15 protein-coding genes and 1 riboswitch are annotated in these 19605 nt (G+C 69.4%); of the genes, 4 read left to right on the top strand and 11 right to left on the bottom strand.

The annotated features are described in order from the left end of the window. Positions 1 to 96: 96 nt before the first annotated feature. The gene (locus ACFVUT_RS27370) at positions 97 to 378 is read left to right on the top strand and encodes an HPr family phosphocarrier protein (RefSeq protein ID WP_389654581.1); all 282 of its coding nucleotides are present in this window, start codon (positions 97 to 99) and stop codon (positions 376 to 378) included. Between the two features lie 141 nt (positions 379 to 519). On the opposite strand, the gene ACFVUT_RS27365 is transcribed toward ACFVUT_RS27370, so the two are convergent. From ACFVUT_RS27365 to ACFVUT_RS27350, 4 genes are all read right to left on the bottom strand, one after another. Beyond that, entirely contained in the window at positions 520 to 1233 is a 714-nt protein-coding gene (locus ACFVUT_RS27365; protein ID WP_389654579.1) for a GntR family transcriptional regulator, read from the bottom strand. A gap of 277 nt (positions 1234 to 1510) precedes the next feature. Further along, complete coding sequence (locus tag ACFVUT_RS27360; RefSeq protein ID WP_389654577.1) at positions 1511 to 2335, bottom strand: M23 family metallopeptidase; 825 nt, start codon at positions 2333 to 2335, stop codon at positions 1511 to 1513. 13 nt (positions 2336 to 2348) lie between these two features. Further along, positions 2349 to 2515, bottom strand: a riboswitch (cyclic di-AMP (ydaO/yuaA leader). A gap of 390 nt (positions 2516 to 2905) precedes the next feature. Continuing rightward, a complete protein-coding gene (locus ACFVUT_RS27355) occupies positions 2906 to 4288 on the bottom strand; it encodes a M16 family metallopeptidase (RefSeq protein WP_389654664.1) in 1383 nt (460 codons plus the stop codon). Positions 4289 to 4314: 26 nt separating this feature from the next. Continuing rightward, on the bottom strand, positions 4315 to 5697 hold the full coding sequence (locus ACFVUT_RS27350; protein WP_389654575.1) for a M16 family metallopeptidase: 1383 nt from the start codon (positions 5695 to 5697) through the stop codon (positions 4315 to 4317). 270 nt (positions 5698 to 5967) lie between these two features. On the opposite strand from ACFVUT_RS27350, the gene ACFVUT_RS27345 reads away from it, so the two are divergent. Continuing rightward, positions 5968 to 8418: a DNA topoisomerase (ATP-hydrolyzing) subunit A gene (locus ACFVUT_RS27345; RefSeq protein ID WP_389654573.1), complete on the top strand. Its 2451-nt coding sequence runs from the start codon at positions 5968 to 5970 to the stop codon at positions 8416 to 8418. A 32-nt stretch (positions 8419 to 8450) separates the two neighbouring features. Here the strand turns inward: ACFVUT_RS27345 and ACFVUT_RS27340 are convergent, their stop codons facing one another. Next, positions 8451 to 9653 carry a CobW family GTP-binding protein gene (locus tag ACFVUT_RS27340; RefSeq protein WP_389654571.1) on the bottom strand — a complete coding sequence of 401 codons (1203 nt, stop codon included), beginning with the start codon at positions 9651 to 9653 and terminating at the stop codon, positions 8451 to 8453. 347 nt (positions 9654 to 10000) lie between these two features. On the opposite strand from ACFVUT_RS27340, the gene ACFVUT_RS27335 reads away from it, so the two are divergent. Together ACFVUT_RS27335 and ACFVUT_RS27330 are read left to right on the top strand one after the other, a co-directional pair. Then, a complete protein-coding gene (locus ACFVUT_RS27335; protein WP_389654569.1) occupies positions 10001 to 11737 on the top strand; it encodes an ATP-binding protein in 1737 nt (578 codons plus the stop codon). Further along, positions 11734 to 12420 (top strand): response regulator, encoded by a 687-nt coding sequence (locus ACFVUT_RS27330; protein WP_389654567.1) that lies wholly within the window; start codon positions 11734 to 11736, stop codon positions 12418 to 12420. The genes ACFVUT_RS27335 and ACFVUT_RS27330 overlap by 4 nt, the downstream gene beginning before the upstream one ends. A 31-nt stretch (positions 12421 to 12451) precedes the next feature. On the opposite strand, the gene ACFVUT_RS27325 is transcribed toward ACFVUT_RS27330, so the two are convergent. The 6 genes from ACFVUT_RS27325 to ACFVUT_RS27300 all read right to left on the bottom strand — a co-directional run bounded on the left by ACFVUT_RS27325 (position 12452) and on the right by ACFVUT_RS27300 (position 19216). Continuing rightward, a complete protein-coding gene (locus ACFVUT_RS27325; RefSeq protein WP_389654565.1) occupies positions 12452 to 14044 on the bottom strand; it encodes a cation acetate symporter in 1593 nt (530 codons plus the stop codon). Then, a complete protein-coding gene (locus ACFVUT_RS27320; RefSeq protein ID WP_389654662.1) occupies positions 14041 to 14484 on the bottom strand; it encodes a DUF485 domain-containing protein in 444 nt (147 codons plus the stop codon). The genes ACFVUT_RS27325 and ACFVUT_RS27320 overlap by 4 nt, the downstream gene beginning before the upstream one ends. 129 nt (positions 14485 to 14613) lie before the next feature. After that, a complete protein-coding gene (locus ACFVUT_RS27315; RefSeq protein ID WP_389654563.1) occupies positions 14614 to 15291 on the bottom strand; it encodes a response regulator in 678 nt (225 codons plus the stop codon). Next, entirely contained in the window at positions 15288 to 16451 is a 1164-nt protein-coding gene (locus ACFVUT_RS27310) for a sensor histidine kinase (protein ID WP_389654561.1), read from the bottom strand. Before ACFVUT_RS27310 ends, ACFVUT_RS27315 begins: the two co-directional genes overlap by 4 nt. Continuing rightward, on the bottom strand, positions 16448 to 16966 hold the full coding sequence (locus ACFVUT_RS27305) for a DUF1453 domain-containing protein (protein ID WP_389654559.1): 519 nt from the start codon (positions 16964 to 16966) through the stop codon (positions 16448 to 16450). The genes ACFVUT_RS27310 and ACFVUT_RS27305 overlap by 4 nt, the downstream gene beginning before the upstream one ends. 129 nt (positions 16967 to 17095) lie before the next feature. Next, a complete protein-coding gene (locus ACFVUT_RS27300; protein ID WP_389654557.1) occupies positions 17096 to 19216 on the bottom strand; it encodes a type IIA DNA topoisomerase subunit B in 2121 nt (706 codons plus the stop codon). Positions 19217 to 19605: the final 389 nt, after the last annotated feature.

The following is a 19605-nucleotide window of genomic DNA, read 5'->3' as shown; positions in this document are numbered from 1 at the left end:
CGGCAAGGGTTGCGGGCGCCTCGCAGGTCGGCCGGAACACCGTGCACCACATGAGAAACTGGTCTAGACAACCATTGATTCGTGAAGGGCAGAACCATGGCTGAGCGCCGCGTCAACGTCGGTTGGGCCGAGGGCCTGCACGCCCGCCCCGCATCCATATTCGTCCGTGCCGCCACGGCTTCCGGCATCCCGGTGACGGTCTCCAAGGCCGACGGCAGTCCAGTGAACGCCGCCTCCATGCTCGCGGTCCTCGGCCTCGGTGCGCACGGCGGCGAGGAGATCGTGCTCGCGTCCGACGCCGACAACGCCGAAGCCGCCCTGGACCGCCTGGCCAAGCTGGTCGCGGAGGGGCTCGACGAGCTCCCGGAGACGGTCTGAACCATTTACCGGGAGAGAGCCGCGACATCCTTATTCGGAGTCGCGGCTTTTTACTTTCCCGCCCTCGGGCGAGCGGACCTAATTCGGGCAGCCCAAAGAAAGCCCTCACGAAATTACTGCTCTTTGTATACGGCGTAATTGTTAATGCCGAACACTCGTGGTGTTTACGGAATGTTGCGAACTCCTCACCCGGTCGACCCGGGCGGTCTCCGGCCTTCGGGCCGGCCGGTCGTTGCGGCGCAGCCGGTGCGCGACCGCGGCCCGTTCGGCATGCTGGGTGGCCAGGGCCCGGGCGCGTTCCGCGTCGCCCCGCGCCACCGCGTCCACGATGGCTCCGTGCTCGGCCCACGAATCCACCGGACGGGCCGGCTGCTCGACGGTGTACATCCAGGCGATCTTGTGCCGGAGCTGGGTGAGCAGCGCGATCAGGCTGGAACTGCCGGAGGCCTGCGCCAACGTCTCGTGGAACCAGCCGCCCAGCGAGCGCAGGTCCTCCCCCTCGCCCCGCCGCGCACGCTCCTGGCCGAGCCTGACCAGACCCCGCAGGACCTTGAGATGCGCCTCGGTGCGACGCTGAGCGGCGCGTGCGGCGCCCAGCGGCTCCAGCAGCATCCGCACCTCCAGGAGGTCGGCGGCCTCCTGCTCGGTGGGCTCGGCGACACAGGCGCCCGCATGTCTGCGCGTGACCACGAAGCCCTCGGACTCCAGGGTGCGCAGCGCTTCCCGCACCGGGACACGGGAGACCCCGTAACGACGCGCCAGCAACTCCTCGGTGAGTCGGCCGCCCCGTTCGAAGACACCGGAGACGATGTCGTCACGGATCGCCGTGCATACCGAATGCGCCGGAATGCGCATATCCGAACCTCCGCCTTAATCCCCGCGAAACGCGGCCGACCGACGCCTCTTCTGCGACTCTATTGCAAGGCGGCCGAATTTCCGATGCCGGGTGGAAATTCGTGAATATCTTTGGCCGCAGGACGGTTCCGGGCACAGGCACTGCGGGCGGGCGCGAAGGCCGAGCACGGAGACCCGGGCGCAGGCACTGCGGGCGGGCGCGGAGACCGGGGACGGCAAAGGCCCCGGCGAGCTGCTGCCGGGGCCTTTGGGGGGTGCTGCGTGCGGCGCGCGTCGGTCAGACGTTGACGCCGTGGGCGCGCAGGTACGCGACGGGATCCATGTCGGAGCCGTACGACGGGGTGGTGCGGGCCTCGAAGTGGAGGTGCGGTCCGGTGGAGTTGCCGGTCGAGCCGGAGAGGCCGATCCGCTGCCCCGCGCCGACGCTCTGGCCGACGGAGACGCCGATCGAGGAGAGGTGGCCGTACTGCGTGTACGTGCCGTCCGTCATCCGGAGCACGATGTTGTTGCCGTATGCACCGCCCCAGCCGGCCTCGACGACCGTACCGGCGCCGACGGCGACGACGGAGCTGCCGGACGCGGCGTGGAAGTCGATGCCCGAGTGACTGCCGGAGGACCAGAGCGAGCCGCTGGACTTGTACCCGGTGGTGACGTACGAACCGGCGACCGGGAGCTGGAAGGAACCCAGGCGGGTGCGCTCGGCGGACCGGGCGGCACGGACCTTCTCGGCCCGCGCCTCGGTCGCGCGCTGCGCCTCGGCCAAGGCGTCCGCCTTCTTCTTCGCTTCGGCCTTCTTCCTGGCCTCCGCCTTCTTCTCGGCCTCAGCCTTCCGCTGGGCCTCCGCCTTCGCCTTCGCCGCAGCATCGGCCTGGCGCTGCTGCGCGTCGGCCTGGGCGTCGATCTGCTCGGCGAGAGCACTCTCGATGGCGATGACCTGGCTCAGTCCGGTCTCGCCGGTGGAGGAGTCCGCGGCAACGGCCGGGGCGGCCATGCCGCCGATGACGCCGGTGGTGGCCAGCGTCGCGACGCCGACGATCTTCGCGCTGCCGCGCGTCAGCCGGCTGGGGGCACGATGCTTCCCGGTGGCACGGGTGAACGCCATGAAGTGGCTGATCCTTTCCTTCCTTCTCGCCTACCGGGTTAGCTGACGGGTTCGGAGCAGGAAGGTCTCCTACGGACGCCCCGGCCTCACCGAGGCTCAGACATCCGATTCACCCCAGGGACTGCGTGGGTCCCCGGCTCCCCAGGCTCGCGCCTGACGGGGACTCGGCGATGGCTGCCCGGTACGTCACGGATGTGGCATACGAGTGGCGGACAGCCCAGCCGACGCTAAGCGGGGGCACTTTCATTCACCAAACGGACAGGCCGTTTTGTAGCGCATCCCACAGGGCAGACAGGCAACCTCTCCACCAAAAGAGGACAAAAGAGAAGACCCCGGCGAGATCTGCCTCACAGGGGTCTTCCTTATGTGCTGACATATCGATACATAGCCGGTCGGCGAATCGGTCGGCCGACGGGTGCGGTCCGCGCCCGGCCTGCTCGCTGTCGTGTGTGACAGCCCACGGGTGGACTGCCACACACGACAACGCGGCCGGTCGGCCGAAGCCCGCCGCGGGGCCGGACACCGTCCTGCGCCGCGGCGGGTGCGACCGCGGCCGGGGCGGACCGACCGTCAGCCGGCGACCACCGACACCGCTCCGATGCCCAGCGCCCGGACCGGCTCCTCGATCCGCGCCGCATCTCCGACGAGGATCGTGACCAGCCGGTCGACCGGGAAGGCGTTGACCACCGCCGCGGTCGCCTCGACCGTGCCGGTCTCCGCGAGCCGGGTGTACAGCCGTGCTTGGTAGTCGTCCGGGAGATGCTGCTCGACCTGGTCGGCGAGGGTGCCCGCGACCGAGGCCGCCGTCTCGAACTTCAGCGGTGCGACACCCACGAGGTTCTGCACGGCCGTCTCACGCTCTCCGTCGGTCAGTCCCTCGGCCGCCAGGGTCCGCAGGACCGTCCACAGGTCCTTCAGCGCCGGTTCCGTGGACTCCGTGTCCACCGACCCGCTGATGGCGAGCATGGCCGCGCCGGTCGCCCCCGACGCGGAATCCGGGGCCGACGACCGCAGCACCTGGGCGAAGGCCCGTACGCCGTAGGTGTAGCCCTTCTCCTCGCGCAGCACGCGGTCCAGCCGGGAGGTCAGCGTGCCGCCCAGGCAGTACGTGCCCAGCACCTGGGCCGGCCACACGCTGTCGTGCCGGTCGGCGCCGATCCGGCCGATCAGCAGTTGCGTCTGCACCGCGCCCGGGCGGTCCACGATCACCACGCGACCGGAGTCGTCGGCGGTGATCGGCGGGGCGGGCCGGGGCTCCGCGGAGTCCCCCGACCAGTCGCCGAGGGTGTCGGCGAGCAGGGCGTCCAGGTCGATGCCGGTGAGATCGCCGACGACCACGGCGGTCGCCGTGGAGGGCCGGACATGGGCGTCGAAGAAGGCGCGCACGGCTGCCGAGTCGATCCGCTCCACCGTCTCCTCGGAGCCCAGGCGCGGGCGCGACATCCGGGCCTCGGCCGGAAAGAGCTCCTTGGAGAGCTGCTTGGCGGCGCGCCGGGCCGGGTTGGCCTGCTCGTGCGGGATCTCGTCGAGCCGGTTGCGTACCAGCCGTTCGACCTCGCTGTCGGCGAAGGCAGGCGCCCGCAGCGCCTCGGCGACCAGGGCGAGCGCCTTGGCCAGCCGGGAGGCAGGGACCTCCAGGGAGACACGGACGCCGGGGTGGTCGGCGTGCGCGTCGAGGGTGGCGCCGCAGCGCTCCAGCTCGGCGGCGAACTCCTCGGCGGTGTGCTTGTCGGTGCCCTCGGACAGGGCCCGCGACATGATCGTTGCCACGCCGTCGAGGCCCTCGGGCTCGGCGTCCAGCGGGGCGTCGAGGAAGATCTCGACCGCGACGACCTGCTGGCCGGGCCGGTGGCAGCGCAGCACCGTGAGCCCGTTGGGCAGGGCACCGCGCTCGGGCGCGGGAAAGGCCCAGGGGCGGGCGACGCCGGGGGTCGGCTGCGGGTGGTACTGCATCGAAACTCCAGTCGCGGCAGCGTCGGTCACTTGTCCGCTCCTTCGTGCGCGTCGGTGTCTTCGGCGTCGGTCTCATCGGTGTCCGCTGCGTCTGCGGGTTCGGCCGCATCGACCGGCTCGTAGACCAGCACCGCACGGTTGTCGGGGCGCAGCTGGGCCTTGGCGACCGCCTGGACCTCTTCCGCGGTGACGTCGAGCACCCGCTGTACGGCCGTCAGAGCGAGCTGCGGGTCGCCGAACAGGACGGCGAAGCGGCAGAGTTCGTCCGCGCGGCCCGCGACCGTACCGAGCCGGTCCAGCCACTCGCGTTCCAACTGGGCCTGCGCACGTTCCATTTCCTCGGGCGTCGGGCCCTCGGCGGCGAACCGGGCGAGCTCCTCGTCGACCGCGTCCTCGATCTGCGGCACCTCGACGCCGCCGGACGTCTTCACGTCCAGCCAGCCCAGCGAGGGGGCCCCGGCCAGCCGCAGCAGCCCGAACCCGGCCGCCACGGCCGTACGGTCACGGCGGACCAGGCGGTTGTGCAGCCGCGACGACTCGCCGCCACCGAGCACGGTCAGGGCGAGGTCTGCCGCGTCGCACTCGCGGGTGCCGTCGTGCGGCAGCCGGTAGGCGGCCATGAGCGCCCGCGCCGGAACCTCCTCGCGCACCTCTTCGCGCAGTTGCTCGCCGATGACCTCGGGGAGCGTGCCGTCGCGCGGCGGCTGCTTGCCGTCGTGGGACGGGATGGAGCCGAAGTACTTCTCGATCCAGGCGAGGGTCTGCTCGGGGTCGATGTCGCCGACGACCGAGAGCACCGCGTTGTTGGGCGCGTAGTACGTACGGAAGAAGGTGCGGGCGTCCTCAAGGGTCGCGGCGTCCAGGTCCGCCATCGAGCCGATCGGCGTGTGGTGGTACGGATGGCCCTCGGGGTAGGCCAGCGCCGTCAGTTTCTCGAACGCCGTGCCGTAGGGGACGTTGTCGTAGCGCTGGCGGCGCTCGTTCTTGACGACGTCACGCTGGTTCTCCATCGACTCCTCGTCGAGCGCGGCGAGCAGCGAGCCCATCCGGTCGGCTTCGAGCCAGAGAGCCAGCTCCAGCTGGTGCGTGGGCATCGTCTCGAAGTAGTTGGTGCGCTCGAAGCTGGTGGTCCCGTTGAGCGAACCGCCGGCTCCTTGCACCAGCTCGAAGTGCCCGTTCCCCTTGACCTGGCCGGAGCCCTGGAACATCAGGTGCTCGAAGAGGTGAGCCAGCCCGGTGCGTCCCTTGACCTCGTGGCGCGAACCGACGTCGTACCAGAGGCAGACCGCGGCGACCGGGGTCAGATGGTCCTCGGAGAGCACCACGCGCAGGCCGTTGGCCAGACGGTGCTCGGTCGCTGTCAAGCCGCCGGAGCCGGCCTGGGCTGTGGCCGTGTGACCCATGGGCATGTACGTCCCTTCGATCGCGATACTGGATTTCCTGCGAGACCTGCCACTGTAAGCAAGCGCACGGACGCCTGGCGAAGTTCCCATGCCGTGGAAGTTCGCGGGAAAGAGGGGCGCGCGCACGGAGGGACAGGACGTGGGACCGCGTCCGCAGGGGGCCGGAACGGCTCTTGGGACGGGTCGAGGTCGGCGATGTCAGTGCGGAGGTCCACAATGGTCCGCGTCAGAACCTGAGGTTGCCCGAACAGAATCCGTGAAGGAGTCGCAGCAGCGATGGCCCGCCGCAGCACGAAGACCCCGCCGCCGGACGACTTCGAGGAGAACATCCTCGACATCGACGTCGTCGACGAAATGCAGGGCTCCTTCCTTGAGTACGCGTACTCGGTGATCTACTCACGGGCCCTGCCGGACGCTCGTGACGGCATGAAGCCGGTGCACCGCCGCATCGTGTACCAGATGAACGAGATGGGCCTGCGGCCCGACCGCGGCTATGTGAAGTGCGCCCGCGTCGTCGGCGAGGTCATGGGCAAGTTGCACCCGCACGGCGACGCGTCGATCTACGACGCGCTGGTCCGCCTGGCGCAGCCGTTCTCCATGCGGCTGCCCCTGGTCGACGGCCACGGCAACTTCGGCTCGCTCGGAAACGACGACCCGCCGGCCGCCATGCGGTACACCGAGTGCCGGATGGCCGACGCGACGTCACTGATGACGGAGTCGATCGACGAGGACACCGTCGCTTTCCAGTCGAATTACGACGGCCAGGAGCAGGAGCCGACCGTCCTCCCGGCCGCGTACCCGAACCTCCTGGTCAACGGCTCGTCCGGAATCGCGGTCGGCATGGCGACGAACATGCCCCCGCACAACCTGGGCGAGGTCATCGCCGCCGCCCGCCACCTGATCAAGCATCCGGGTGCGGACCTGGAGACCCTGATGCGGTTCGTCCCCGGCCCCGATCTGCCGACGGGTGGCCGGATCGTGGGTCTGGGCGGCATCAAGGACGCGTACGCCGGCGGGCGCGGCACGTTCAAGATCCGTGCCACCGTCTCGGTGGAGAACGTGACGGCGCGCCGCAAGGGCCTGGTCGTCACCGAACTGCCCTTCTCGGTCGGTCCGGAGAAGGTGATCTCCAAGATCAAGGACCTGGTCTCTGCGAAGAAGCTCCAGGGCATCGCGGACGTGAAGGACCTGACGGACCGCGCGCACGGCCTGCGCCTGGTCATCGAGGTGAAGAACGGCTTCGTGCCGGAGGCCGTGCTGGAGCAGCTCTACAAGCTGACACCGATGGAGGACTCCTTCGGCATCAACAATGTGGCGCTGGTCGATGGACAGCCGCTCACGCTGGGCCTCAAGGAGCTCCTGGAGGTCTATCTCGACCACCGCTTCGATGTGGTGCGCAGGCGCAGCGAGTTCCGCCGGAACAAGCGCCGCGACCGCCTGCATCTGGTCGAGGGCCTGCTCGTCGCGCTGATCGACATCGACGAGGTCATCCGGCTCATCCGGTCGAGTGACAACTCGGCGCAGGCGAAGGAGCGGCTCATCGACCACTTCTCGCTCAGCGAGACCCAGACGCAGTACATCCTGGACACCCCGCTGCGCCGGCTGACCCGGTTCGACCGGATCGAGCTGGAGAGCGAGCGCGACCGGCTCAACGACGAGATCGAGAAGCTGACGGCCATCCTCGAATCGGACACCGAGCTGCGCAAGCTCGTCTCCTCCGAACTGGCCTCGGTGGCCAAGAAGTTCGGCACCGACCGGCGTACGGTGCTGCTGGAGTCGGCCGGTTCGCAGGTCGCCTCGGTGCCGCTGGAGGTGGCCGACGACCCGTGCCGGGTGCTGCTGTCCTCGACGGGCCTGCTGGCCCGTACCGCCCACGGCGACCCGATCGTCTTCGCCGAGGACGCGAAGCGTGCCAAGCACGATGTGATCGTGTCGGCCGTGCCGGCGACGGCTCGTGGCGACGTGGGCGTGGTGACGTCCACGGGCCGGCTGCTGCGGCTCGCGGTGATCGATCTGCCGCAGTTGCCGGACACCCATGCGGCGCCCGTTCTGTCGGGCGGAGCGATGGTCTCGGAGTTCCTCACGCTGGAGAGCGACGAGGAGGTGGTCTGTCTCACCACGCTCGACGAGGCCTCACCCGGCCTGGCGATCGGCACCCTTCAGGGGGTCGTCAAGCGGGTGGTGCCGGACTACCCCGCGAACAAGGACGAGTTGGAGGTCATCACCCTCAAGGACGGTGACCGGATCGTCGGCGCGGTCGAACTGCGTACGGGCGAGGAGGATCTGGTCTTCATCACGTCCGATGCGCAACTGCTGCGCTACCCGGCGGCGCAGGTGCGGCCGCAGGGCCGGCCCGCGGGCGGCATGGCCGGGGTCAAGCTCGCGGCGGACGCCGAGGTGATCTCGTTCACCGCGGTCGACCCGGCGGTGGACGCCGTGGTGTTCACGGTGGCGGGCTCGCACGGCACACTGGACGATTCGGTGCTGACGTCCAAGCTCACCCCGTTCGACCAGTATCCGCGCAAGGGACGGGCCACCGGTGGTGTGCGCTGCCACCGGTTCCTCAAGGGCGAGGACGTTCTGGTGTTCGGCTGGGCGGGTGCGACGCCGGCCCGGGCCGCGCAGGAGAACGGCACGCCGACCGAGCTGCCGGACCCCGACCCGCGGCGCGACGGTTCGGGGACACCGCTGGCCAAGCCGGTCGCGGTGATCGCAGGACCGGTGTAGTCGGCCGCGGCCGGGCGACGGGTGGCCTGCCGCTACGCGTCGTCGTCGGACCGCTGTACGTACCGCAGGACGCCCCACATGCTTCGTTCGTGTGCGGCGTCCTGCGTCGTGTCAGGGGTCGGCGCGTCACACTCCCGGCAGCCCGCCAGCTCCTTGCGCAACTGCCCCGGGTCGGTTCCCGAGCCGATCAGGACCAGCTGGGTGAGACGCGGCTCGTCGCGCGCCCACGGCTGCGGGGCGAACCGCAGGAACCTGCCGACCGCGTGCAGGACGTACTTGTTGGCGCGGTCGCCCACGCCGAAGTCGACGAACCCCTTGATCCGGTAGAGCCCCTGCGGCCTGGAGTCGAGGAACTCCATCAGCCGGCGCGGGTTCATGGGTGCGTCCGAGGTGAAGGGCACGCTCTCGTACGCGGCGTGCAGATGGTGGTCATGTCCGGCGTCGGCCTCCTCCTCGGCGCGTTCCGCCAGAAGCAGGTCCTCGAAGGTGAGCTGGCGCACCTTCTCCTCGCGGTCCGGCCGCAGCGCCGGGTCGAAGAGCAGCTCGGGGTCGATGCGTCCGTAGGAGGCACTGATGACGGCGGCCACGCCGTTGCCCGCCGCTGTGCCGTGGGACGGGCCGCCCGCCGCTCTGCCGTGAGCCGGCGCACCAGCCCCTGTACCGCGGGTCGGCGCACCCACCGCGACGATGACGTCCCTGATGCGTTCCTGTTCCTCCTTCCCGACGCGGTCGGTCTTGTTCAGTACGACGAGATCGGCGACGGCGAGATGGCGGTCGGTCTCCGGATGGCGCAGACGGGTGGCGTCGAACTCCGCCGCATCGACGACCTCGACCAGCCCTCCGTACACGATGTGCGGATTGTCGCTGGCCAGGAGCATGCGCACGAGCTCCTGCGGTTCCGCCAGTCCGCTGGCCTCGATGACGATCACGTCGAGACGGGCAGCGGGCCGGGTCAGCGTTTCCAGGAAGGTGTCGAGTTCGCTCGCGTCGACCGCGCAGCACAGGCATCCGTTGCCCAGCGAGACCGTGGAGCCGACCTGCCCGGAGACCGTCATGGCGTCGATCTCGATGGAGCCGAAGTCGTTGACGATCACGCCGATCCGGTTTCCGGCCCGATTGCGGAGAAGGTGGTTGAGCAGCGTCGTCTTGCCTGACCCCAGGAATCCCGCAAGGACGATGACCGGGATCTGCTGCTTCCGGGACGGGGACGGGGACGACGGAGACGACGGGTTCAACGGGGGCCTTCCTCGGGGACGTCAGGGCGCCGGGACCGGCCGCGACGGAGGCCCACCGGCGTAACGGACCGCAGGCCGATGATCTTCGAGTCTGCCGCCTGCTCCAGGATATGGGCGCTCCGGCAGCGCACCCGCGCCGCACCGACCGACCACCCGCGGCGCGCCGAGCGGTTGACGCACTGCGCGCACACAGGAGCTCGACGCACCGGTTGGGGGGCGGCCGTGATCGCCATATGCTCAAGATCTGCACAAAAAGCGCAAACAGATCGCGCAGACAAAGAGCAGATTGCGCAGACAAAAAAGAGGAACATTTCGGAAAACACCGGAATGCCCTCTACCGTTCAACGATGAGCTCGCCACCGCCCACTGCCAGGAGAGCACGCCGCCTCGGCTGGCCACAGCGGGTCTTCTCCCAGGTCCTGCTGATGCAGCTGGCCATCGCCTCCGGCGTCACCGTACTCGCCACGGGCCTCTTCCTGGCGCCCCTCAGCGCCCAGCTCGACGATCAGGCGATGCGGCGTGCACTCGCCATCGCGCAGAGCACGGCGGCCCAGCCGCAGATCACCGCGTCGCTTCTCGCCACGGACCCGGCCCCCACCGGGCCCGTACAGACCGCGGCAGAACGGATCAGACGCGCCACCGGCGCCGAGTACATCGTCGTCATGGACCGGCGCGGGGTGCGCTGGTCACACACCGACACCGCCCAGATCGGCAAAGTCGTCTCCACCGATCCCAGCGACGCGCTCGCGGGCCGCGACGTCATGGAGATCGACAGCGGTACGCTCGGCCGCTCGGCCCGCGGCAAGGTACCTCTGCGCGACGCAACGGACCACATCGTGGGCGCGGTCTCCGTCGGCATCGCGTACGACAGTGTGCATGCCCGGCTCGTCTCCGCGATTCCCGGGCTGTTCGCCTACGCGGGCGGTGCGCTCGCTGTCGGGGCGCTCGCCGCCTGCCTGATCTCCCGTCGTCTCCAGCGGCAGACGCATGACCTCGCCTTCTCCGACATCTCCGCGCTGCTCACGGAGCGCGAGGCCATGCTGCACGGCATCCGGGAAGGGGTCGTGGCTCTCGACGGGGCCGGCCGCATCCGGCTCCTGAACGACGAGGCGCAGCGCCTGCTCGGGCTCGGCCCCGATGCCGCGGGCCGCTCCCTCGACGCCGTACTCGGCGGGGGAAGGACCGCTGACGTCCTCACCGGCCGGGTGTCCGGCGACGATCTCCTGACAGTGCGGGGCACCCGGGTGCTGCTCGTCAACCGGATGCCGACCGACGACGGCGGAGCCGTCGCCACGCTCCGCGATCGCACCGAACTCGAACACCTCGGCCGTGAGCTCGACTCCACCCGTGGCCTGATCGACGCGCTGCGGGCCCAGGACCACGAGCACGCCAATCGGATGCACACTCTTCTGGGGCTGCTGGAACTGGACATGCACGAGGACGCCGTCGAGTACGTCACCGAGGTGGTCGGCGCCCACCGGGCCACGGCCGAGCAGATCACCGAGAAGGTGCACGACCCCCTGCTGGCCGCACTGCTCGTCGGCAAGGCCACGGTCGCGGCCGAGCGGGGTGTCGCGCTCCGCATGGCCTCCGAGACCCTGCTCCCGGACCGGCTGGTGGATCCCCGAGGGCTGGTCACCGTCGTCGGCAATCTCGTGGACAACGCGCTGGACGCGGTGGCCGGAGGGGAGGGTGCCCTGGTCGAGGTGGGCCTGTGCGCCGAGGGCCGTACGGTGGTGCTGCGGGTCCGCGACAACGGACCGGGGGTTCCTCCCGGACAACGCGCGTCGATCTTCACAGAGGGTTGGTCGACGAAGGAGATCCCGGCGCACGGCAAGCGCGGGCTGGGCCTCGCGCTGGTGCGGCGACTGGCAGAACGGCAGGGGGGCGGCGTCACTGTCGACGGGGCCGCGGAGGGGGGCGCCGAGTTCACCGTCGTGCTGCCGGAGGCCCTGGCGGACCCTGACGCGACGGACCCTGACGCGACGCACTCGAACACGACGGGTCCGGACATGAAGGATCCGGACATGAAGGAACGAGAAGTGCCCGAGCCGATAGCCGGGAGCGCGGGAGGAGCTCAATGATCGAGGTCCTGGTCGTGGATGACGACATCCGGGTCGCACAGGTCAATGCGGCCTACGTATCCCGGGTACCGGGATTCCGGGTGGCCGCCCAGGCGCACTCCGTCGCCGAAGCCCTCGCCGTGATCGAGGAACAGCACGTGGATCTGGTCCTGCTGGACCACTACATGCCCGACCGCGACGGTCTGACCATGGTGCGTGAGCTGCGCAGACTCGGCCACCACACCGACGTGATCATGGTGACGGCGGCGCGCGATGTCGCGACGGTCCAGGAAGCGATGCGGCACGGCGCGCTGCAGTACCTGGTGAAGCCGTTCACCTACGCGGGGCTGCGTACCAAACTGGAGGCTTACGCGGCCCTGCGTCACACCCTCGAACGGGGCGGTGAGGCGGAGCAGGGTGAAGTGGACCGGCTTTTCGGCGCCCTGTGGGCGGCGCGCGAACCCGACCTGCCGAAGGGGCACTCGCCGACCACGGCGGAGCTGGTCAGACAGGCTCTCCGGGGCGCCGAGGGTCCGCTCTCCGCACAGGAGATCGCGGAGAGTGCCGGAATGAGCCGGCAGACCGCGCAGCGCTATCTGAAGCTGCTGGAGAGGACCGGCAAAGTGCGTCTGACACTGCGATACGGCGAGACGGGCCGCCCCGAACACCGCTACACCTGGTCCACGGGCGGCCGGACCACCTGAGAGAGCCGGCCGTACGGGTGCGGACGCGCGGCTACACCGCTCCTGCCCCGGTCAGTGCACGGACCTCGGTCTCGGCGTGTTTGGCTGCGTCGGGCGGCTCGGTGGAAGTGACTGTGCCGACCCAGCCCGCCAGGAAGCCCAGCGGAATGGAAACCAGGCCGGGATTCTCCAGAGGGAAGAGCTGGAAGTCGAGGCCGGGGAAGAGCGAGGTGGGGCTGCCGGAGACGACCGGGGAGACCAGCACCAGCAGGACGGCGGGGATCAGGCCGCCGTAAACCGACCAGACGGCTCCCCGGGTGGTGAAGTTCCTCCAGAACAGGGAGTACAGCAGCACCGGGAGATTGGCCGAAGCGGCGACAGCGAAGGCGAGTCCCACCAGGAACGCCACATTCAGGTCCTGGGCGAGGAGACCGAGCCCGATGGCGGCCACCCCGATCCCGGCTGCCGCGACCCTGGCCACGGCCACCTCGCTGTACTGCTTGGAGCGCGCACGCCTGAGCGAGGCGTAGAGATCATGGGCCACGGAAGCGGACGAGGCGAGGGTGATCCCCGCCACGACGGCGAGGATGGTGGCGAAGGCGACGGCGGCCACCACGGCGAACAGAATCGTCCCGCCGGCGGATCCCTCACCGCCGCCGAGGACCAACGCCAGCAGCGGAACCGCTGTGTTCCCCGCGGGATTCGACGCCCGCACCTCGTCCGAGCCGACCAGGGCCGCCGCCCCGAACCCGAGCGCGATCGTCATCAGGTAGAAGCTCCCGATGAGCCCGATGGACCAGACGACCGAACGACGGGCCGCGCGGGCGGTGGGCACGGTGTAGAACCGCGACAGGATGTGCGGCAGCCCCGCCGTACCGAGGACCAGGGCCAGGCCCAGGCTGATGAAGTCGATGCGAGCAGTCCAGGATCCGCCGTACCGGAGGCCGGGCGAGAGGAACCGGTCTCCCTGCCCGCTCCGTTCGGCCGCGGAGTTGAGCAGGGCGTTGAAGTTGCCGTGGAAATGGACCAGGACGAGCACGGTGAGCACGACCGCCCCCGCCATCAGCAGAACGGCCTTGACGATCTGGATCCAGGTTGTGGCACGCATCCCGCCGAGCGACACGTAGATCACCATGAGCGCCCCGACACCGACGACGGTCCAGGAACGGGCGGCGCCGCTCGTACCACCGAGGAGCAGGGCGACCAGGCTGCCCGCACCCACCATCTGTGCGACCAGGTAGAGCACGGAGACGGTGACGGACGAGGTGCCGGCGGCGATCCGGACCGGGCGCTGCGCCATCCGCGCCGCAACCACGTCGGCGAGTGTGAACCGGCCACAGTTACGGACCAGTTCCGCGACGAGCAACAGAACAACGAGCCAGGCGACGAGGAACCCGACCGAGTAGAGCATGCCGTCGTAGCCGAAGAGCGCGATCAGACCGGAGATGCCGAGGAAGGATGCGGCCGACATGTAGTCACCGGCGATGGCGAAACCGTTCTCCATGGGGGAGAACAGTCGACCGCCCGCGTAGAACTCCTCAGCCGAGCCGTGCCGGTTGCGACTCACCCAGGTGGTGATGGCGAGCGTCACTGCGATGAAGACGCTGAACAGCAGCAGCGCCAGGGTCTGGTGGTTCCCGTTCAACGTCCGATCCCCCGCGTCATCTCCTGTGTCTCCCAGCGCAGATCGAGCGCGGCCCGGTCCCTGCGCAGCCGTGCGTGGCGTGCGTAGGCCCCGGTGAGAAGGAACGTCGTGAGGAACTGTCCGAGCCCCGCGACCATCGCGACATTGACCGCGCCGGCCACCGGACGGGCCATCAGCCCGGGCGCGGTGATCGCCGCGACGACGTAGGCGAGATACCAGGCGAAGAAGGCGAGGGTGGCGGGGATGACGAACCGCCGGTACCGCCGGCGCACTTCCTGGAAGGCCTCGCTGCGCTGCACCTCCCGATAGATGTCGGCCGCACTGTGGCCGCTGCGCGGGTCGGCCGGCCCGGGCGGTCCGTCGGGAGCGAAGCCACCCGTCCCGTCCAACTCGCCCCATCCGGAGGGCAGCGTGTCGTCCCACGGGTCGTCGAGTCGCACCGCTGCGGCCTCGCGCCCTGCTTCCTTCTCCACCGAACAATTCCCCTTCTCCACGGACCACTTCGGCCGCTTACCAAGAATGGGCAGATCAGGAAGATCCAGGGCATTCATTCACCGGTCTTCACCTCTTCAGGTGAAGGTTGACCCGGGCGGCTGTGCGAGTCCCCGAATGTACGCATAGCGAACGGCCTGTGCCCGGTCACGCACTCCGGCCTTGGCGAAGAGGTTGTTGATGTGGCTCTTCACCGTGGCCTGTGAAATATGCAGCCGCCGGGCGATCTCCAGATTGGACAGCCCCTCCGCGATCAGGACGAGCACTTCCAGCTCACGCGGTGTCAGGCCGTCGGGCAGCCGCGGTTCGGACGCCGGGACCGGCAACGGGGCCTGCCCCGTCACCCGCTCCAGCAGACGGCGCTGCACGGAGGGCGCGAGTCCGGCCTCACCCGACAGCACCGCCTGGACGGCCCGCACGATCTCCTCGCCCCCGGCGTCCTTCGTGAGGTAGCCCCGGGCCCCTGCCTGAAGCGCGGGAAAGAGCGAGTCGTCATCGGCGAAGGTCGTGAGCACCACCACCTGGGTTCCCGGATGGTCCTTGCGGATCCGTCGTGTTGCCTCCGCTCCGTCGCAACGGGGCATCCGCAGATCCATCAGAACGACGTCGGGAGCCAGCTCGGCCACGAGCGCGACAGCCTCCTCACCGTCCTTCGCCGACCCGACCACCTCGATTCCGGGCAGCAGCCCCAGCAGCATCACGATTCCTTCGCGCACCACCGCCTGGTCGTCGGCGACCACCACCCGCGCGTTCACGCGGGCACCCGCAGACTCACCACGAAACCCTCCTCGCCGGGGCCGGCCTCCAGCGACCCGCCCATCAGCTCGGCCCGCTCCCTCATCCCCATCAGACCGTATCCGGACCCACTGACGGCGAGCTCTCCTTCGCCTCTCCGTCCACCCGAATCCGTCACCTCCAGGGCGATTTCGTCCGGCAGGTACTCCAGCCGTACGCGGACCCTGGCACCCGGCGCGTGCTTGCGCACGTTGGTCAGAGCCTCCTGCGCCACCCGCCGGACCGTCTGAGATGCCTCGGCGGTCAGCGTCCGCCGCGCCCCCGTGACATGGACCTCAGCGGGCTCCTCCACCACCAGCTGCCGCAGGAACTCCTCCACCGGGGACACCTCCCCACGGAGCGCGGAAAGAGCCTGTCGGGTCTCCGCAAGCCCCTCACGTGCCATGGAGCGCGCCGCCACCACCCGCTCCAGTACGTGATCCCGGAACTCCCCCGCGGGTTCCCGCTCGATCAGCAGCCGCGCCGCCTCCAGATGCACCAACTGCGCCGAGAGACTGTGGGCGAGCACATCGTGGATCTCCCGGGCGATCCTGGCCCGCTCGTCCAGGGCAGCCGTCTCGGCCTCCGCGGCGCGGGCCGCGCGCTCCTGTGCGAGGAGCCTCCGGGTGCTGCCGCGGGCCTCGGCATCCAGTCTGAGCACGTAGCCCGCCAGGCAGAGGCCCGCTGTGGTCATGGCCGTGTTCAGCCAGCCGTCGGTGTTGACGGCGGCGTACGCGCCGAGTGCGGCTGCCGTGGCCGGGAGGCCCGCCACGAGCGGCAGTCTCTCCAGCGCCACGATCGCGCAACCGCACCACAGGATCGCTGCGGGCACATCCGCCCCGGCCTGCTGTGCCCCGAGGGCCGCCACCATGAGCAACGCCAGGAGTCCCAGCGACGGCCACAGCCGGTGTTCCAGGCTGGTCCGGAAGAACGCCCACGCGGCAACCGCACAGCCGAGCACGCCCAGCAGCCCGAGCACGACCTCCCACGGGCCGAACCGGCCACCGGTGAGTGTGCCCCACAGCAGGGCGGTGAGCAGCCCCAGCCTGACGAACCAGCCGATCGCCGCCCGTGAACGGGTGCGGCTCGCCCGTTCGAGGGCTTCCCTGGACGGCCAGCTCGTCCAGATCATGCGCGTCACACGCGGTCCTTCCACGCCGGCTGCGACGCCATCGCATCGGCAGAACCACCGTACGCCGGACGCATCTGCCCGGCCCGCCACATCAGCACACCGCCGCGCACCGCCAACGTCACCGCGAGAGCCGACAGCAGCGCGGCGCTGCCCTGGTGTATGCCCAGCAGCGCGGCAGCCCCGTAGAGGGCCGCACGCAGCGCCAGCCCCCCTGCCCAGACGCAGGCGGTGGCCTGGGTGCCCTTGCTCCACAGCGAGGCGTCCGCCTCGCTCCACAGTCTGCAGGTCCAGCCCCAGCCGACGCCTGTCGCCAGTCCCACCGCCAGCTCTGCGCCCAGGAACGCCACGGACATCGCCTCGTGCTGCGGATCCACCAGCCCGGGCTCGCGCAGCGACACGACGAGCAGGATGCCCGGCAGGATCCACCAGCGTCTGTCGTCGGAGACCCGCCGCGCCGAGCACTGGCGGACCACGACAACCGCGACGACGACGGCGATCACCAGGACGTTGACGAGCGCGGACATGGGTGCCTCCGATGACGCGGGAAGATCGAACGTCTTCGACGCTACGGAAACGGCCGGGTCAGGAGATCGGCTCAGGGGTTGATCCCGGGTGGAGCCGCCGTCTCCACCCGGGGGTGGAGACGGCGTCGCTCAGGCGTCGATGCGCGAGCGGTCCAGGGTGGCGGCCGAGCTGGTGATGAACTCCTTGCGCGGCGCCACCTCATTGCCCATCAGCAGATCGAAGACCTGCTCCGCCGCTTCCAGGTCGCCGATGTTGATCCGCCGCAGGGTGCGGTACCGGGGGTCCATTGTGGTCTCGGCCAGCTGGTCGGCGTCCATCTCGCCCAGACCCTTGTACCGCTGGATCGAGTCCTTGTACCGGATGTTCTTCCGCTGCAGCTCCAGCAGCCGCTGGCGCAGCTCGCCGTCGGAGTACGTGTAGATGTACTTGTCCTGCCCCTTCTTGGGCTGGACCAGCTCGATCCGGTGCAGCGGGGGCACCGCGGCGAAGACCCGCCCTGCCTCGACCATGGGCCGCATGTAGCGCTGGAACAGCGTCAGCAGCAGAATGCGGATGTGCGCGCCGTCGACGTCGGCGTCAACGAGCAGAACGATCTTTCCGTAGCGGGCGGCGTCGATGTCGAAAGTCCGCCCCGACCCGGCTCCTATGACCTGGATGATCGCCCCGCACTCGGCGTTCTTCAGCATGTCCGAGACGGATGCCTTCTGGACGTTGAGGATCTTGCCGCGGATCGGCAGCAGCGCCTGGAACTCGCTGTTCCGGGCCAGCTTGGCCGTGCCGAGCGCGGAGTCGCCCTCGACGATGAAGAGCTCGCTGCGCTCCACGTCGTCGCTGCGGCAGTCCGCGAGCTTCGCCGGCAGCGAGGAGGATTCCAGCGCTGTCTTGCGGCGTTGCGCGTCCTTGTGCTGGCGGGCCGCGATACGCGTGCGCGCGGCCGCCACCGCCTTGTCCAGCACCGCGCGGGCCTGGGCCTTGGCGTCGCGCTTCGTCGAGGTCAGGAACGCCTTGAGTTCCTTGGCCACGACGTTGGCGACGATCCGGTTCGCCGCCGAGGTGCCGAGCACCTCCTTGGTCTGGCCCTCGAACTGCGGCTCCGCCAGCCGTACGGTGACGACCGCGGTGAGGCCCTCCAGTGCGTCGTCCTTGACGATGTCGTCCTCGGCGACGCGGAGCAGCTTGGCGGAACGCAGCGCCTCATTGACCGTCTTGGTCACGGAGCGTTCGAACCCGGTCACGTGTGTGCCGCCCTTGGGGGTGGCGATGATGTTGACGAAGGACTTGACGGTGGTGTCGTATCCGGTGCCCCAGCGCAGGGCGATATCGACGGCGAGTTCACGGGTGACCTCGGTCGCCGTCATGTGTCCGCGCTCGTCCAGGACCGGCACGGTCTCCTTGAACGTGCCGTGACCGGTCAGGCGCACGACGTCACAGACTGCCTTGTCCTGGGCGAGGTACTCGCAGAATTCGCTGATGCCGCCGTCGAAGCGGAAGGTCTCCTCGGTCTTGCCGCCGCCGTCGAGACCGCGTTCGTCACGGACGACGATCGTGAGGCCGGGGACGAGGAAGGCCGTCTGCCGCGCCCTCTGGTAAAGCGTCTCCAGGTCGAGCTTGGCTTCCTTGAGGAAGATCTGCCGGTCCGCCCAGTAGCGCACCCTGGTACCGGTGCGCGTCTTCGGCACCCGCTTGCCCTTGAGCAACCCGTTGGCGGGGTCGAAGGGGCTGTCCGGCCCCTGTTCTGTGAAGATCCCGGGGACTCCGCGCCGGAAGCTGATCGAGTGGGTCGCACTGCTGCGGTCGACCTCGACGTCGAGCCGGGCGGAGAGCGCGTTGACCACGGAGGCGCCGACGCCGTGCAGACCGCCGGAAGCGGCGTACGAGCCGCCGCCGAACTTCCCGCCGGCGTGCAGTTTGGTCATCACGACCTCGACGCCGGACAGCCCCGTCTTCGGTTCGACGTCGACGGGGATGCCCCGCCCGTTGTCCCGGACCTCCACGGACTGGTCGTCGTGGAGGATGACCTCGATGTGGTCGCAGTAGCCGCCCAGAGCCTCGTCGACGGAGTTGTCGATGATCTCCCAGAGGCAGTGCATGAGGCCGCGGCTGTCGGTGGACCCGATGTACATCCCGGGGCGCTTGCGAACCGCTTCGAGCCCTTCGAGTACGAGCAGGTGCCGCGCGGTGTAGTTGGAACCGTCTCGGTCTGCTCCGGTCAGCAGCGCAGTGGACGGCACGGACGTATCGGCGGTCACGCGGTTCGCTCCTCGCTGAATTTCATTTGGGGGCCTGTGGGGTAACGGCCTTGGCTTAGGTCGCCGCTGAGAGGGTACCGAGGCCTGGTAGAGCGGTTGTCACACCACCCTCCGACAACCCTCACACTAGTCCAGCCTCGCATACACGTTCGATCCGTCGCAGGAGTGACGCGCACATCACGTTCCCTTCCAGGCATGAACCATTTAGGCTCCGGGCACGTCCTCATGAACAAACCGGCAAGCCGGCCGGGAGGATCCACCAAGACAAGCAACGCGAAACCGTAGCGCTACGCAATACGGCACATTCGCCGCCAACCGGCAACAGACAGCCATCTTGAGAAGAAGTTTCAAAGAAAAGCCACGAGCGGGAACGTTTTCGGCCTGGTTGG

This window comes from Streptomyces sp. NPDC058051 (assembly GCF_042885475.1).
GTDB lineage: Bacteria > Actinomycetota > Actinomycetes > Streptomycetales > Streptomycetaceae > Streptomyces.
This window is presented reverse-complemented; position numbering and strand designations above follow the sequence as displayed.